Here is a 15,901-nt window from a genome sequence, read left to right as displayed (position 1 = left end):
AAGGAATCGGTTATCAACTATCAGTTAAAGTGAGATTTTCTCGCAGTTTAATTGCCGTCGGGTGTATTGGGGCAGCCTAATACACCAGCAATACTGCTATCTATTACCCATAGCTTGTCCGGCGAGATAACCAGTGGTCCAAGCGCTTTGAAAATTAAATCCCCCCGTAACTGCATCGATATCTAGTACCTCCCCGGCAAAATATAACCCCGGACAGATTTTACTTTCCATAGTTTTAAAATCCACTTCCTGAAGATTCACTCCCCCAGCGGTGACAAATTCCTCCTTAAACACCCCTTTTCCTTTGATTTGATATTCCCCTTGCTGTAATTCAATCATTAATCGATTGAGAGTATTTTTAGATAATTCTGCCCAGGGAGTTTCCGAGTTAACAGTCAAGTAACTTAATAAACTCTGCCAAAGACGCTTAGGTAACTGTTCAAAGGGACAATAATTAAAAAGTTTTCTTTTGGGATATTCACTTTTAGTTTGTAAGATAATTTCTCGCAATTTTTCAGGATGATAATCCCCTAACCAATTAATTATTAAAGGCATTCGGTAATGCTGCTCGTGAAGCACCCGCGCTCCCCAAGCAGAAAGTTTTAAAATAGCCGGGCCACTAACTCCCCAATGGGTAATTAATAAAGGTCCGATTTGTTCTAATTTACTTCCCCCAAGACGAACTCGCACTTTATCCACAGCAACCCCTAACAAATCTTTCAGACGAGCATCGGCAATTTGAAAGGTAAATAAAGAAGGGACAGGAGAGACTAAAGAATGACCTAAATCTTGAGCGGTGCGATAACCAAAAGGACTACTTCCCGTAGCAATTAAAAGCTTATCTGCCCTAATTTGCTCATCTCTTTTTAATTCAATCAAAAAACTTTCTTGCTGTTTTTTTACCGATTTAACTGGGGAATTTAGCCTTAAATTAACCCCAGCAAAAGTCGCACTTTCCCGCAGACAATTAACAATAGTTTCAGAATTATCGGTGCTGGGAAACATTCGCCCATCCGCTTCTGTTTTGAGTTTTACCCCCCGCAATTCAAACCATTTAATAGTATCTTGGGGTTGAAAACGACTAAAAGCTCCCCGTAGTGCTTTGCCACCGCGAGGATAATAATTAACCAATTGGGAAACATCAAAACAATGATGGGTGACATTACAGCGTCCCCCTCCCGAAATCCGCACTTTCGCCAGAGGTTCTTTTGCCGCTTCTAGGATAGTAACGCCAGCTTTGGGGTTAGATTCTGCCGCTTTAATTGCGCCAAAAAATCCCGCTGCCCCGCCACCAATTACGACTATTTGAGTCATATATCAAGGAAAAAGTTAAGTTTAAACCGCCAAAAATCGCTGAATGACTTCTTGACTTAATTCGCTCGTGAAACCGGAAGCAACAATTCCCCCTTTCTGCATGGCATAATATCGATCAGCTTGGCGGACAAAATGCAGGTGTTGTTCTACTAATAAAACGGCAATTCCTTTGCTGGCAACAATACGCCGCACCGCCGCTTCAATTTCGAGAATAATTGACGGTTGAATTCCTTCCGTGGGTTCATCTAAAATTAATAATTTTGGTTCCCCCACTAAGGCGCGAGCGATGGCTAATTGCTGTTGTTGTCCACCGCTTAAATCTCCTCCCATCCGCGATAACATGGTTTTTAAAACGGGAAATAAATCGAAGATTTCTTCGGGAATTGTGGCATTTTTTCTTTTTGTGGGTAAAGCTTCCAAACCGAGAATTAAATTCTCTTTTACCGTTAAACGGGGAATAATATCCCTACCCTGCGGCACATAACCCAGTCCTAATCTGGCTCTTTGATCTGAGGTTTTATTAATCAGGTTTTCTTGCTCATAATTAATTGTTCCCGCTCGCGGTTTTAAGATACCCATCAAGGTTTTTAATAGGGTAGTTTTACCCACGCCATTACGTCCAATTAAACAGACCATTTCTCCCGCATTAATGTTAAGATCAACATCTCTTAAAATATGACTTTCTCCGTAGTAAACATTGAGATCAGATATGTGTAACATTGTCAACCCTTTTTAACTAATTTTAATCATTTTACTCTTTATTCTTCCGAGGAACCTAGATAAACTTCAATAACTTTCGGATCATTTTGAATTTGCTCCATATTCCCCTCACAGAGAACAGTTCCTTGGTGTAAAACCGTGACTTTGCGGGCAATTTGACGGACAAATTCCATATCGTGTTCAATGACAATAATCGAATGACTTTCCGCTAGATTTAATAACAAATTACCCACGTTTTCCGTTTCCTCATCGGTTAATCCTGCCACGGGTTCATCTACTAGCAGTAAATCTGGTGACTGGGCCACTAATTGACCAATTTCTAAGCGTTGTTTTTCGCCGTGGGAAAGTAAAGAAGCGGATAAATCAGCTTTAGCAGTTAACCCGATAATTTCCAATAAACCAATAACTTTTCTGCTATCTTCTAGCGGAGGACGACCGAAAAGAGTTGAGAAAACATTTTTATTGCGATTACTAACTAAATCGAGATTTTCTCGGACAGTTAGATTTAAATATACCCTAGGAGTTTGGAATTTGCGACCAATACCTAAACGAGCGATCGCAAATTCGGGAATTTTGCGGAGATCTCGACCTTTAAATAATACCCGTCCGATGGTGGGTTGCACTTTCCCCGTAATCACATCTAAAAAAGTGGTTTTTCCCGCACCATTGGGACCGATAATCACCCGCAATTCTCCCGTATCCATACTGAAATTAAGATTATTGAGAGCTTTAAAACCCCCAAAACTAACGGTAAGATTCTCGATTTCTAAGATTTTTCCAGTCATAATTTCTAAGAGGGAATTGGGAAGTATTTTCAGTGAACAGTCAGCAGTAATCAGTGAACTGAAAACTCACATCTGATAACTGATAACTGATAACTGATAGCTAAGATCACTTATGCTCTAATTCTTCTCTTTCCAGTTGCACTTCCGGAGCTTCCTCAATACTAGGATAGGTAATTAAAGTTTTGCGGAAACCAAAATGAGTCAGCAAACGTTTAATTCCACCGAGAAGACCATCGGGAAGCACTGTCACCACAATTAGGAATAGGGCCCCTTGGAAAAATACCCAGACTTCCGGAAATTGTTCGCTTAAAAAAGTTTGGGCTAGGCGTACTAATAAAGTACCGATAACTGCCCCCACGAGGGTAGCACGTCCCCCCACAGCCACCCAAATCACCATTTCAATGGAAAAAGCCACATCCATAGAGTTAGGAGTGATAATTCCCGTTTGCACGGTATAAAGGGCGCCGGCAACACCGGCAATCGCCCCAGAAATGGCAAAAACTAACACCTTAAACCAAGTAGGATCATAACCAGAAAAACGGACACGCACCTCATCATCGCGAATGGCGACTAACAAGCGCCCAAATCTGCCTGTAGTTAACCAACGACAGAGGAGATAAATAGCAAGTAAACAGACAATTGTGAGTAAATAAAAGGCCACTTGAACGGCATCGGAACCCACCAGCAACCCGAAAATTGTTTGGGTATCGGTTTTTAAGCCATTAGTGCCGTTAATTAACTTTTGTTGGCCGTTAAAAAAGTTAAAAAATACCAGTAAAGCCGCTTGGGTTAAAATCGAAAAATAAACCCCTTTAATGCGGTTGCGGAAGATTAAATAACCCAATAATCCTGCCACGATCGCTGGTACGATAATTAGGGCTAGAATTGTCAAAGGTAGGGAATAAAAAGGTTGCCAAATAAAAGGTAATTCTGTCACCCCGTAGAGAGTAAAAAATTCGGGCATTTGTCCGGGGGGTAACTGAAGATTTAGGTACATGGCCAAAGCGTAACCACCGAGGGCAAAAAAGATGCCATGACCAAGACTTAATAAACCCGTATAACCCCAGATTAAATCTATCCCCAAAGCAACAATAGCGAGGGAAAGAAATCGCCCCAATAAACGCAAGCGGAAAGCCGACAAAGCTAAGGGCAGTAACACCGCAAAGATGACCACTAAACCAACAATAACAGCGATTTCCGTGATTAACTTTTTCTTTTCCCGTTGTCGGGATTCGTTTCTAGTGATGGTTTCGGTAATCATAATCTATAACTCGGCAGTACGTCCTTTAGGAGGAAAAATTCCCGCAGGTTTGAATTGCAAGAAAGCAATAATTAAAGCAAAAATCATCACTTTTGCCATGCTAGTGGTGGAGAAAAAGGTGAAGAAATCCGTTAAGGGTTTTAGGGCTTCTACGGAACCAAAAATCAGAGCAAAAGTTCCCGAACCAATTAAATAATTAGCCACACCGATCGCCATAGCCGCGATAATAGTTCCCAGGAGATTACCCACTCCCCCCACCACCACTACCATGAAGGTATCAACGATATAATTTTGTCCCACGTTTGGACCGACGGAACCCAAAAAACTAATCGCACAACCGGCAACTCCAGCTAATCCCGAACCGAGGGCAAAAGTCAAAGCATCCACTTGATTTGTCGGAATGCCTAAACAGGCACTCATCTGGCGATTTTGGGTGACGGCACGAATGCGTAAACCCCAAGAAGATTTATTTAAAAACCAATAAGTCCCTAACAAACAAAGGCCAGTTAAAATGATAATAAATAGACGGGTGTAGGGCATTTGAAAACCGGGTAAAGGTAAACCTCCCCGTAACCAGGCAGGAGCCGTGACATCGACGTTTCTGGCACTAAACCAGGGTCGAGCGAGAACCGGATTAAAAGATAAAAGATAGCCTAATAATCCAGCGATAGCTAGGGATAAAGGCAGGGTGATACCAATAGCTAAATTGCGAATTCTCTCCCAATCTAGGCGACGACTTAACACCGTCATCGCCCCAAAAAATAACAGACAGAAAACTATTAAACTAATTACTAATAACCCGTTGACACTTCTGACAAATTGCTGCAGAATTAAGCTGACTCCCCAAGTGGCCAGCAGCGTTTCTAGGGGTCTGCCGTAGAGGAACCTAATCACCCCCCTTTCTAATAATAATCCCGCCAATCCCGACACTAAAAAAGCGATCGGTAGGGCGAATAAAACATAAGTATCAAAGAGAGAAATACGGAAAGCTTGAAAGACATTTAAAATATAAATATCTTCAAAACCTTTAAAGATATTCTGCACCACAAAAGTAGTATAAGCCCCTAACATCATTAACTCACCGTGAGCGAGATTAATCACCCCCATCAGTCCAAAGACAATCGCTAGTCCTAAAGCGGCCAGCAATAGCACAGAACCGATGCTAATACCATTAAACAATCCTTCCAATAATGCTGACACTTTTCGTTATTCCCCTGCATCTTTAAGCTTTAAAAAGTGGGGTGAGCAGTAATGCCCACCTCACTCTCGTTACTGTCTGGAAAAATTCCTAAAACTAGGATTTTTCCATTTTGAACTTACCGCCCTTAGCCGGATCCGTCCAGTCACAGGCAAAGCCCTTAGTTTCGGGGACAAATTGGTTCCAAGGTTGCGGATCCACTACCCCCGGAGTTGACCAAACGATGTCAAATAGACCATCATCTCTCACCTGACCAATGCGGACGGTTTTGGAGATATGATGATTGGGGAACATTTCCACCGGTCCTTCGGGAGCATCGAATTTTTGTCCCACGGCGGCGGCGCGAACTTTGTCGAGATCATCGGCGGTTGCCGCTTGTTCCACCGCTTGCTTCCAGAGATAGACCATAATATAGGCCGCTTCCATGGGGTCGTTAGTGACGCGATCGGGACCGAATTTAGCTCGAAAAGCCTCAACAAATTTTTTGTTAGCGGGGGTATCTACGGTTTGGAAATAGTTCCAACAAGCGTACTGACCGAGGAGATATTCCTTACCGATTTGTTTAACTTCTTCCTCGGCAACACTCACCGACATGACCGGATATTTATCGGGAGTTAAACCGGCCGCTTGCAGTTGTTTAAAGAAAGCCACGTTACTGTCACCGTTGAGGGTGTTGAAAATAACGCCACCATCGGGTAAAGCTTGCTTAATTTTGGTGATAATCGGGGTAACTTCCGTGTTACCTAGGGGTAGGTAGTCTTCGCCCACGGTTTCGCCGCCTTTCGCCTTTAACTGCTCTTTAATAATCGTGTTGGCGGTGCGGGGAAAAACGTAGTCGGAACCGACGAGGAAGAATTTTTTCCCTTTGTTTTCCAGCAACCAAGTGACTGCCGGCTCGATCTGTTGGTTGGGGGCAGCCCCAGTGTAGAAGATATTTCTAGAACACTCTTGACCCTCGTACTGGACAGGATACCAGAGCATATGGTTTTTGGCTTCAAACACGGGTAAAACCGCCTTACGACTGGCGGAAGTCCAACAACCGAAGACAGTCACAACTTTGTCCTGATCGATCAGTTTGGTGGCTTTTTCGGCAAAAGTTGGCCAATCGGAAGCGCCATCTTCCACCACTGCCTCGATCTGTTTACCAAGAACACCACCGGCGGCATTGATTTCCTCGATCGCCAGTTTTTCCGCATCAACCACGCTGGTCTCACTGATGGCCATGGTGCCACTGAGGGAGTGCAGAATACCCACCTTAATCGTCTCTCCAGAAGCCGGGGCGGGACTAGCAGCTGGGCTAGGACTAGCCGTGGGGGTTTGGTTTTGTCCACCACAAGCTTTTAACAGAATACTGGTTCCCAAAGTGGCAGAACCGTACAGGAGAAATTTACGTCGTCCTAAATTTGACATGATGATCTTGAACTAACCTCGCTGACAATATTAGCTACTTCACACGGACGTTTTTGCTGAGGAGATTTTCGGGAATCTTTCTACAAATATCTGTGTGATATTACGGCTAGGTTAGCAGATTTTTTGTGATTTTCGCTACTTTTTGGATATTTTTTGTAAGTTTAGCTACTTTTTTCCAAAAAATTAATTATTTTTCTGGAATTTGCCTCAGTTTTTTAGCTATCAGGAGGGAGTCATACTAAATCTGTTGAGTATAGGCTAGTTATGAGGATAGGCAAAAGGCAAGAGGCAAAAGGCAAAAGAGGGAATAGATAATCAGTCTTTAATAACCGGATTTAGTGTCATAATAACAGAATGGCCTCGCGTGCTTGGAAAAGGTCGCAAAACCGTTTTTTAGTAAGGCTTCCAGTAATATTCAGCCCAACCCAATTATCAATCCGAATCTGGCCAAAGCAGCCGGACAGCAAGCAGAGCAAAACCAATGGCCGCTATCGCTTTTAATATCTTAGCGGGGAATAACTGCGCCATACTGCCCCCCGCCAGGACTCCTAAGAAACTGGTGCAGATTAAGGCGGTAATTGAGCCAAAAAAGACAGCTTTGGGTGATTTGGAACTGCCACCGAGAGCGATCGCTACTAATTGACTTTTATCGCCTATTTCTGCCAAAAAAACCGTGATAAATGTCAGTCCGAATAATTGCCAATTCATAAATTCTAGGGAGATGGGAAGCTTTTTTCAGTGAACAGTAAACAGTAAACAGTCACACTGATCACTGATTGCTTAGAGAATATCGCCGATCAGTAAACCAGTGATCAAAAGGAGAAGAATAGCGACACCGATATCTAAGGTTTTGGGGGAAAGACGACGCGCAATCCAATAACCGATCAGGACACCGAGGAGACTGGTAGCGATTAAAGCGGTGGCTGCCCCGGCAAAAACCACCCAGGGGGATTGGGATTCGGCGCTGATCAAAAGGGTGGCTAATTGAGTTTTATCGCCGATTTCAGCAAAAAATATGGTTAGGAAGGTGGAACTAAACACCGTCCAAAAACTCCAAGAAGGTGGCTGATCTGGCTTTTTCTCGGTTGAGGCGATCGATTTGCTATCACTCATCGGCTAATTTAACAATATCGGGTTAAGCAATAATTTTCATACTTTTTTCATTTTAGCCCGACCGGTTTTCTGGCGATAGTTTCTGCTGTTGATTACGCTGTCTCCTTCCCCCAATAGTTAAAAAACCCTAGTCGATCGAGGTAGAGTTTCCATCCTAGAGTTTAATAATTATTAGACTAGGACGAGCGCAAATTGCTTGGAGGTATAGCCCCTATGGTAGAAAACAGAGATTATACTCTGATTATTGACAAAAGTGGCAGTATGTCCACTGCTGATAAACCCAGCGAGAAAACCCGTTGGCAAATTGCCCAAGAATCCACCCTCGCCTTGGCTAGAAAGTGCGAGGAATTCGATCCCGACGGCATCACTATCTATCTTTTTTCCGGACGTTTCCGACGCTATGATAATGTTACTTCCGATAAGGTGACACAAATTTATCAAGAAAATGAACCCATGGGGAGGACAGACCTAGCAGCTGTTCTCCAAGATGCCCTCGATAATTATTTTCAGCGCAAAACTGCCGGCAAAACTAAACCCAACGGAGAAACTATTCTGGTGATTACCGACGGAGAACCAGATGATCGCAAAGCGGTGATGCGTCAAATTATCGAAGCTTCTCGAAAACTCGATAGGGATGAAGAATTAGCCATTTCTCTGATTCAAGTAGGCCATGATCGACAAGCGACAGAATTTCTCAAAGCTTTAGACGATCAACTAGAATCGGCGGGGGCCAAATTCGATATTGTTGACACAATTACTATCGATGATATGGAAGATATGACCCTAGCGGAAGTTCTTCTCAACGCCATTACCGATTAATTTCTACCGGAGTAGGGGTGATATATCTTCACCCCTAATCAAGGAGGATTTAACTGCTAGTCAGGGCGACAAATTTATCTTTTTCTTCATCGGATAATTGATCGGATTGTCCGGTGATTTGTTTGTAGATTTTGAGATATTCCAAAGCGGATTTATACCAACTAAAATCTTGAGTCATTGCCCGTTGCTGTAGTTTTTGCCAATCCTGTTTATAACGGAAACTTTCCCAAGTCCGGATCATACAGGTAAACAGGTCTAAAGGTTCATAGCGATCGAAACTAAATCCTGTTCCTCTTTCCTGAATTGGGTCGTGGAAAGACACCGTATCGACTAAACCACCGGTGCGGCGTACCATGGGAATACAACCGTAACGCATGGCCATTAATTGGGAAATGCCACAGGGTTCAAAACGGGAAGGCATTAACAAAGCATCGGCCCCCCCATAGATGCGACGGGAAAGAGCATCACTATAGAGAAGATGCAGGGACATTCGCCCCCGGAAACGGGAAGTCATCTCCCATAGTTGGGTTTCATAATAGCGATCGCCTGTACCTAAAATAATCAATTGAGCATCAGTATAGGTGAGAAAGCGATCTAAAATTTGCATCACTAGATCAATACCTTTTTGTTCTACCAAACGCGTCACCATCCCCATGACAAAGGCATTTCTGCTGACCTGTAGCCCCACTTCTTCTTGCAGGGCAATTTTATTAGCCAGACGTTTTTCGATGGTTTCTGGGGTAAAATTCTGCTTAAGATAAACATCTTTAGCCGGGTTATACACCTCCGTATCGATGCCGTTGACAATGCCCACCAGATTGCCGGAAATATAGGACAATAATCCCTCTAAATTTTCGCCATAAATGGGGGTCTGTATTTGACGGGCATAGGTGGGAGAGACAGTCGTGACGCGATTGGCAAATTGAACCGCCGCGGCCATGGTATTATCGCCCTGCATATACCAAGGACACCAAGTCATTTTTTCTAATGCTTCGCGCCAAGGACCCTGGTAGGCGAGATTATGGATCGTAAAAACGGTACTAATATCGGGGTCTTGGTGCATCCAGACGGGAATCATGCCCGTATGCCAATCATGACAGTGAATAACTTGTGGTTTCCAGTAATTCCAAGCGAATTCCGCCGCACCATTGGCAAAAAGGGTAAATCGCCAGGCCTCATCTTCGCCTCCGTAGATACTGCGTCCAGAGAAAGCTAGATGACCAAAGAGGTAGAGAGGAATATCTGTATCGGGTAAAACCGTTTCATAGACTGAAAAATCCTGAAACATGGCGAATCCTGACCAAATGGGTTCGGAAGGGATGTCCATTTTTTCCTGAAGAAAACCGTAGTAAGGTAGAAAAATCCGCACATCATGACCTAGCTGACGCAAGACTTTCGGTAATGCCCCAATTACGTCCCCCATTCCCCCAACTTTGGCAATTGGAGCGGCCTCGGCACCCACAAATAGAATTCGCATACTCTTCCCGCTTCACTTGACGACGACAAGAAATTTTAACAGATAAACCCCCCCTAGCAGGATTTGCCAGCAGGTATTATCGGATTAGCCGAGATTTTTCTTTAACTAACCAGAGGGCCAACAAGGGACATAATCAGGGTTTGCGGCAAAAAGTTTTTCGGTGGGGGCAGGGTGTGGGGTGTGGGGTGTGGGGTGTAGGGTGTAGGGTTTTAGCGATTTTCATCTGGTCAATTACCTAATTTTCAGGGAAAAAGTACCTGAATTTTCCACCCGATCACTCCCAGATCTGGTACTTTTTGGTTTCCAAAAAGTCTAAAAGTCTTACCCAACAAGGTTTTTAGATTTATTGAGCAAGCCCCAATTAGCTGTTTTGGGCATTATTAAGTTTTTTAGGCTCTTTTTACCGCCTTTTTAGCAAATTTTAGCTGATCAGCACCGGTTCTGTCTCTGTCAAAGTTAAATCCACTCCTCTTCATCCCCTTTGTTTACCTCCCGATCTTCGTTTTGATCTTGGGCGGGGGGCGTAATAATCCGATAATTGACATCGTACACTTGATCGGCTTTTTCCCCGCGAGTCTGTTTGGCTGTGCGGTAACTATAGGAATAAACCGAGCCGGTTCGAGAACTGTCACTAAGAGGCTTGACAAAATTTGCTTTTTCCTCATCTGCAAGCCTAGACGAAAATTCTTCCCGATCCTGAATGGTCGTCGGTTTTTCGGGGGGTGTATCAAAATTCCAATCATCACCGCTATCTCTTTCCCAATCGTTACCCCGTGCAGACGGAGCAGTATCTTGAATATAGGTAGGTCGGGGAGATGGCGGTGGTACTGTAGGATTATTCGCTATACGAGGGGAGGCTTTTGGGGCAGCCAAAGGACGACCAAAACTATAGAGAAATTGCAGGGTTAAACCACTGATAATTCCCGCTAGGGTGAAAAGTAACACCCAGACAGCTAGGGGCAGTTTTACCGTCATAATACCGCCAAAAAAGACCAAAGTGATCACCCCCAGATTCTGCCAGATCAGTAATCCGCCTACAGCGATCGCAAATAAGACCATAATCCAGCCCATTTTTACCTCCCTTAATTCAGTGATTCAGTAAACAGTGATCAGTAAACAGTGATCAGTGATCAATCACTAAGGGACTTGCGTGGGAATAATATCCCAATCGATCGGAGGGCGCAAGCTTTGCGCCCCTACAGTAACGGATTTTGTCCACAATGTAGGGGCGAACTGCGTTCGCCCAAAAGGTACATTATCAAAGCGCAGGTCCCTAACCACTAACTAACCACGGGAGCATCTCACCTTTGTAACCCCTAAATCAGGTTTTTATGTCAAGCTATTTTGAAAGTCTTGCTAGAAACCAGTTTTATGGATAAGTATAATTACTCACTTGCATAAATGAGATGCTTTCCCACTAACCACTAACCACTGTCCACTATCCACTGATAACTGATAACTGATCACTGATAACTGTTAATGTCCTTGCCAGCGATTAATTGTCACACAATCGATATCTAACTGATCGAGAGTACGAGCGATGACAAAATCGACCAAATCCTCGATCGATTGGGGATGATGATACCATGCCGGTATTGCTGGCACGATTCTAACGCCCGCCTCGGCCAAAGTAGTTAAATTACGCAGATGAATTAAACTAAAAGGGGTTTCTCGCGGTACTAAAACCAATTTTCTGCCCTCCTTAATCTGCACATCGGCCGCTCTTTCTAGCAAATCGGAACTTAATCCCCCCGCTAATTTGGCCACTGTACTCATGCTACAGGGAATAATTACCATACCAAGGGTGCGATAGGAACCACTGGCGATCGTTGCCCCCACATCACCCCAACGATGACAGCGTAATTTTCCCCCCTCCATCACCCCGCATTGACTGCGCCAAAATTGTTCTTGCAGCTCCGGTTCTGGCGGCATCCGAATATTATCTTCTGCTTGCCAGACGGTGTAAGCTGATCTGGAGGCCACTAGATCGATCGTGTAGTCGGCTAAAAGTAGATATTTGAGGGTACGCACGGCATAAATCAGCCCTGATGCTCCCGTAACGCCCAAAATTAGCGGTTTAGATAATTCCTTCAAGCTCTAATTCCTCGATCAATTGTAATCCTCTTGGGTCGCCCACTTTTAATAAAGCACCTCTCGCATCTTCCTTGACACCTAAATCCTCGTCTTCCACCAAGGCCTCGATCAAAGCATCGATCGCCGTGGCATAAATCACATTGAAGGGCAATTCTCGGCATAATTGACCGATCGACCAAGCGCAATTACTCCGCACCGCTGCGATTAAATCCCGGCGCAATCCTTCAATTAAAGGCGGCAACACAGTGATGATATCTTCATAATTGACCTTGGCAATCTGGGCCAAACTACTGGCGGCCCATAATCGCACCGCCGAAATATCAGTTTTGAGAGCATGAACCAAAGGCTCGATCGCTCTGCGATCGCCACAGTTACCCAGGGCCCAAACTACCCCTTTTCTGACGTAACCATTCCAATCCCTGGCCAGTAAATCGATTAAGGGAGCCACAGAGCTAAGACTGGGATTTCGTCCCAAAGCGTAGGCGACACTGACACGCACCAGGGGACAGACATCGTTTAACATCTCTAGTAAGGGGGCGATCGCTCTTTCGTCCCGCAATTCACAAAAGGCGCGAGCGGCGATCATTCTCTCGCTAACATGAGCAGAAGTAAGCAATAAGAGCATTTCCTCGGGATCGGGAGGGATTTCCGCTGCTTGATCCGGATCGCTCCCATCGAGAGGATTATTTAAGGAATTGCTAGAGTCTAGGATTTCATTGTCGTACATACTTGTTAGATTATCTTAATCCGTGACCGCTCACGTCAAGCCCAAAATCAAAAAGTAAGTAGTCGTGCAAAATTAATTTCCTAGTGAAGATAGGCAAGAGGCAACAGGCAACAGGCAAAAGAAAGAATCTGGCAATTCTCCCACCTAAAAACAAGGTCAGAAACTAAGTACATCAAAGCTTTTAGCTTACCAAATTAGGTTACACTTCATCTTGACGAGAAAGGCTGCAGGCTCTCTTATTCTTTGTGTGATAAGTTTAACTGATATAGTAGCGATCAATCTTTGTGTCCTTTGTGTCTGGAGTGGTTCGTTCCAGTCGTTCGCCCGCAATACTGTATCTTAGAATACATTTTACCCACCAAACCTAAGAGAGTCAGCTGCATTTACAAAACCTAGCAGATTAGAAAGTAAATACAGGGCAAATTCTAGCGTTTTTCCGATGCCAAGACGCGGATTTGAACCGCGGACACGAGGATTTTCAGTCCTCTGCTCTACCAACTGAGCTATCTCGGCTTTTTTTAGTCCTTTCTCAATATAGCACGCCCTCGAAATAATTGCAAGGTTTTTTTCTAAAAAGTTTTCTGCTCGACTAGATTGGCAGGGTGAGGGTAAAAGTGGTGACAGCGTTGGCACTGGTGACATCGATGGTGGCATTCAGGGGTTTAATCAGTTTGTGGACTAAAGCTAAACCTAAACCGGTGCCACTGTAGCGCCAGGGATCGTGGTGAGGAATGCGATAAAAAGGAGCAAATATTCTTGATAATTCCTCTGGAGGGATTTCTACTCCTGAATTGCTCACATTAATTAATATTTGCTCGTCTGCACGCCAGACATTTACCCTAATTATCCCTTGTTCTGGGGTATATTTAGAAGCATTGGTCAGTAATTCCGCTATGATGCGTTCGATATCACAAAGATTGCTGTTAATCTCCGGTATATCCCCATCTATATCTAAAATTAACTGCTGTTGTCGCTCGCGGGTGAGAGTGCGAAAAGGTTCCACTAATAAGGGTAGCCAAGAAAGTAAGTCGATTGTTTCGATCGCCGGAGGTTCGCTTTCCGCATCCAGATAGGTTAAAGTTAACAGATCATTAACTAACTTACTCTGACGCTGACATTCAATGTTAAGAATTTGCAACAGTTGACCGATCGAATCCTCTGGATCGATCTTGATCCCTTGATATTCTAGGAGACTTTCTAGGGTTTCCACCGCTAGACGGATGCTGGTGATCGGGGTTCGCAGTTCATGGGAAAGGGTTTTCAGGAATTCGCTTTTTAATCTTTCCAGTTTTTCTAATTCCCTCACTTGTGCTTGGGAAGATTCGTAAAGTCGCGCCTGGCGAATAGCGATCGCACATTCGGTGGCAATATGTTGAATCAAATTAGTTTCTAAGGAGTTAAAAATCTGATTAGCTGGCCGAATTAGCCAAATATTGCCCAAAAAACCCTGATCGTCAAAGATAGGACAAGCGCAACGGTTAACACGACAGATTTGCGGATTGCCAAGGGGAAGACGATCAACAAATTGTAAAATTTGTTTGTGCAGCAGCGGTTGATAGATTTCAGGAAAATCGCTAATTTGACGGCTAATTCCCTGACAGATAAGCTCTTGAGTGGTATATTCGTGGACAATAGTAGCTTGGCTGCGACTGGGATTGTAAAGCTCAATTTGGGCCCGTTCTGCGGGTAAAACCTGCACTAATTCCCTAGTGGTGGTTTGCAGAATATGATTTTCATCGAGACTATCGCGAATTTTTTCGGTAATCCGTCCGATTAAGGCTTCATACTTCAAAGTCATCTGCAATTCGGCGGTTCTTTGCTGAACCTCCGATTCTAAGGCAGTATTCAAGCATTTTACCCGTTGGTGCAGTTCCGCTTGTTGAATGGCAATTCCCACTTGAATGGCTAATTGTTTAAGGAGATCGATTTCTTGGGATTGCCAAGAGCGAGTTTTTTGGCAATTTTGGGCAATTAGTAACCCCCAGAGTTGGTTATCGCAGATAATTGGCACCACCAAGTTAGCCTGTACTTGCAAAGAGGTGAGTAAGTTGCGATAACAGGGATCAAGTCCCGAATTATGAACATTTTCAATAACTTGAATTCTCCCACGACGATAATTTTCCAGACGTTCTGGGGATAAATTAAAACAGGGATCCTCGATGCTGTTTCCTAAGACGGAATTAATCCTCGCAGTATGGGATTCCACCACAATCATGCCACTATGATCGGGGAATAAACGATAAATTAACACTCGATCGCAGTTGAGGAATTGTCGCACCTCTTTAACGGTTCTTTGCAAAATGCGATCAAGATCCAACGATTGCCGGATTCTTTCCTGCATTACCCCCAATAGTTGTTCCCGTTCTGCTTGTAATCTTAAAGCTTCTTCGGCCTGTTTACGTTCGGTGATATTGGTACTGGTTCCCACTAAACGATAGATGCGCGCATTGTTATCCCGTAGGGGTGTTAAAGTCGTTAGCCACCAGTAGGGTATATTTTGAAAAGGTAAATACTGTTCGTAGGAAATAGTCGTTCCGTAACGCACACAATCACTATAGTGTTGCCGCACACTACGCGCATCATCGGGGGGAAGAATTTGTTCGGGAGTTTTGCCTTTAATCTCTGATGAACGCAATCCTGTCCAGCGTTCATGAACGGGGTTTGCTCCCACATAGCGAAAATCTCTATTTTCCAGCACGTCCACCACAAAAATCGACGCTTGCACGGAATTAAATATACTACGCAGAAACTGCTCGGAATACTCCTCTTTTAGCTGTTTATCTAGCTCGATCTCGGTTTCTGATGGCTGCTTTTCCATAAGAGCCTCCCATTGTGCTAATTGGTGGATTTGGATCGATAATCACAAAATCGTCGGCTACTCCTAGGGCGATTTAATTATTTCTTTAGATTCTCGCACGAATTTTCCTATCCGCTGCCGATTTCGATATATTTCTTTGCAAAAACGAGAAAGCAACCCCAATAT

14 protein-coding genes and 1 tRNA gene are annotated in these 15,901 nt (G+C 44.0%); 1 reads left to right on the top strand and 14 read right to left on the bottom strand.

Annotated features, from left to right (window positions below):
* Positions 1 to 96: 96 nt before the first annotated feature.
* The 8 genes from PN470_RS16755 to PN470_RS16720 form a co-directional block, all read right to left on the bottom strand.
* Entirely contained in the window at positions 97 to 1,314 is a 1,218-nt protein-coding gene (locus tag PN470_RS16755) for an NAD(P)/FAD-dependent oxidoreductase (protein WP_271938511.1), read from the bottom strand.
* Positions 1,315 to 1,335: 21 nt separating this feature from the next.
* Positions 1,336 to 2,034, bottom strand: coding sequence for an urea ABC transporter ATP-binding subunit UrtE (urtE, locus tag PN470_RS16750; protein ID WP_002732163.1), 699 nt, complete (start codon positions 2,032 to 2,034; stop codon positions 1,336 to 1,338).
* A 38-nt stretch (positions 2,035 to 2,072) separates the two neighbouring features.
* The gene (gene urtD / locus PN470_RS16745) at positions 2,073 to 2,819 is read right to left on the bottom strand and encodes an urea ABC transporter ATP-binding protein UrtD (protein ID WP_052275869.1); all 747 of its coding nucleotides are present in this window, start codon (positions 2,817 to 2,819) and stop codon (positions 2,073 to 2,075) included.
* A 106-nt stretch (positions 2,820 to 2,925) separates the two neighbouring features.
* Positions 2,926 to 4,080 carry an urea ABC transporter permease subunit UrtC gene (gene urtC, locus PN470_RS16740; RefSeq protein WP_271938515.1) on the bottom strand — a complete coding sequence of 385 codons (1,155 nt, stop codon included), beginning with the start codon at positions 4,078 to 4,080 and terminating at the stop codon, positions 2,926 to 2,928.
* Positions 4,081 to 4,083: 3 nt separating this feature from the next.
* Complete coding sequence (locus PN470_RS16735) at positions 4,084 to 5,280, bottom strand: ABC transporter permease subunit (RefSeq protein WP_272104831.1); 1,197 nt, start codon at positions 5,278 to 5,280, stop codon at positions 4,084 to 4,086.
* 94 nt (positions 5,281 to 5,374) lie between these two features.
* A complete protein-coding gene (gene urtA, locus PN470_RS16730) occupies positions 5,375 to 6,688 on the bottom strand; it encodes an urea ABC transporter substrate-binding protein (protein ID WP_271938521.1) in 1,314 nt (437 codons plus the stop codon).
* Between the two features lie 432 nt (positions 6,689 to 7,120).
* On the bottom strand, positions 7,121 to 7,396 hold the full coding sequence (locus tag PN470_RS16725; RefSeq protein WP_002732425.1) for a TMEM165/GDT1 family protein: 276 nt from the start codon (positions 7,394 to 7,396) through the stop codon (positions 7,121 to 7,123).
* Positions 7,397 to 7,468: 72 nt separating this feature from the next.
* Positions 7,469 to 7,801: a TMEM165/GDT1 family protein gene (locus PN470_RS16720; protein WP_002777289.1), complete on the bottom strand. Its 333-nt coding sequence runs from the start codon at positions 7,799 to 7,801 to the stop codon at positions 7,469 to 7,471.
* 213 nt (positions 7,802 to 8,014) lie between these two features.
* On the opposite strand from PN470_RS16720, the gene PN470_RS16715 reads away from it, so the two are divergent.
* The gene (locus tag PN470_RS16715) at positions 8,015 to 8,620 is read left to right on the top strand and encodes a vWA domain-containing protein (protein WP_002753340.1); all 606 of its coding nucleotides are present in this window, start codon (positions 8,015 to 8,017) and stop codon (positions 8,618 to 8,620) included.
* Between the two features lie 49 nt (positions 8,621 to 8,669).
* Here PN470_RS16715 and glgA read toward each other — a convergent pair whose 3' ends face one another.
* The 6 genes from glgA to PN470_RS16685 form a co-directional block, all read right to left on the bottom strand.
* Positions 8,670 to 10,097: a glycogen synthase GlgA gene (gene glgA / locus PN470_RS16710; RefSeq protein ID WP_002741723.1), complete on the bottom strand. Its 1,428-nt coding sequence runs from the start codon at positions 10,095 to 10,097 to the stop codon at positions 8,670 to 8,672.
* 456 nt (positions 10,098 to 10,553) lie between these two features.
* Complete coding sequence (locus PN470_RS16705; protein ID WP_103112869.1) at positions 10,554 to 11,168, bottom strand: hypothetical protein; 615 nt, start codon at positions 11,166 to 11,168, stop codon at positions 10,554 to 10,556.
* 405 nt (positions 11,169 to 11,573) lie between these two features.
* The gene (locus PN470_RS16700; RefSeq protein ID WP_002734602.1) at positions 11,574 to 12,191 is read right to left on the bottom strand and encodes a flavin prenyltransferase UbiX; all 618 of its coding nucleotides are present in this window, start codon (positions 12,189 to 12,191) and stop codon (positions 11,574 to 11,576) included.
* Positions 12,175 to 12,918, bottom strand: a complete 744-nt coding sequence (locus PN470_RS16695) for a HEAT repeat domain-containing protein (protein ID WP_002791190.1) — start codon at positions 12,916 to 12,918, stop codon at positions 12,175 to 12,177. Before PN470_RS16695 ends, PN470_RS16700 begins: the two co-directional genes overlap by 17 nt.
* Positions 12,919 to 13,358: 440 nt before the next feature.
* Positions 13,359 to 13,431 (bottom strand) — tRNA-Phe (locus tag PN470_RS16690).
* Between the two features lie 76 nt (positions 13,432 to 13,507).
* A complete protein-coding gene (locus tag PN470_RS16685; protein ID WP_016515025.1) occupies positions 13,508 to 15,736 on the bottom strand; it encodes a sensor histidine kinase in 2,229 nt (742 codons plus the stop codon).
* Between the last annotated feature and the right edge of the window lie 165 nt (positions 15,737 to 15,901).

This window comes from Microcystis sp. CS-574 (assembly GCF_028329095.1).
GTDB lineage: Bacteria > Cyanobacteriota > Cyanobacteriia > Cyanobacteriales > Microcystaceae > Microcystis > Microcystis ichthyoblabe_A.
Note: the sequence above shows the minus strand (reverse complement) of the source record. Positions and strands in the feature narration are given on the sequence as shown.

What these genes read in the sequence shown, in the direction of transcription:
- PN470_RS16755 (WP_271938511.1), bottom strand. Translation starts at nt 1,314, where the DNA reads ATGACTCAAATAGTCGTAATTGGTGGCGGGGCAGCGGGATTTTTTGGC.
- urtE (WP_002732163.1), bottom strand. Translation starts at nt 2,034, where the DNA reads ATGTTACACATATCTGATCTCAATGTTTACTACGGAGAAAGTCATATT.
- urtD (WP_052275869.1), bottom strand. Translation starts at nt 2,819, where the DNA reads ATGACTGGAAAAATCTTAGAAATCGAGAATCTTACCGTTAGTTTTGGG.
- urtC (WP_271938515.1), bottom strand. Translation starts at nt 4,080, where the DNA reads ATGATTACCGAAACCATCACTAGAAACGAATCCCGACAACGGGAAAAG.
- urtA (WP_271938521.1), bottom strand. Translation starts at nt 6,688, where the DNA reads ATGTCAAATTTAGGACGACGTAAATTTCTCCTGTACGGTTCTGCCACT.
- PN470_RS16725 (WP_002732425.1), bottom strand. Translation starts at nt 7,396, where the DNA reads ATGAATTGGCAATTATTCGGACTGACATTTATCACGGTTTTTTTGGCA.
- PN470_RS16720 (WP_002777289.1), bottom strand. Translation starts at nt 7,801, where the DNA reads ATGAGTGATAGCAAATCGATCGCCTCAACCGAGAAAAAGCCAGATCAG.
- PN470_RS16715 (WP_002753340.1), top strand. Translation starts at nt 8,015, where the DNA reads ATGGTAGAAAACAGAGATTATACTCTGATTATTGACAAAAGTGGCAGT.
- glgA (WP_002741723.1), bottom strand. Translation starts at nt 10,097, where the DNA reads ATGCGAATTCTATTTGTGGGTGCCGAGGCCGCTCCAATTGCCAAAGTT.
- PN470_RS16705 (WP_103112869.1), bottom strand. Translation starts at nt 11,168, where the DNA reads ATGGGCTGGATTATGGTCTTATTTGCGATCGCTGTAGGCGGATTACTG.
- PN470_RS16695 (WP_002791190.1), bottom strand. Translation starts at nt 12,918, where the DNA reads ATGTACGACAATGAAATCCTAGACTCTAGCAATTCCTTAAATAATCCT.
- PN470_RS16685 (WP_016515025.1), bottom strand. Translation starts at nt 15,736, where the DNA reads ATGGAAAAGCAGCCATCAGAAACCGAGATCGAGCTAGATAAACAGCTA.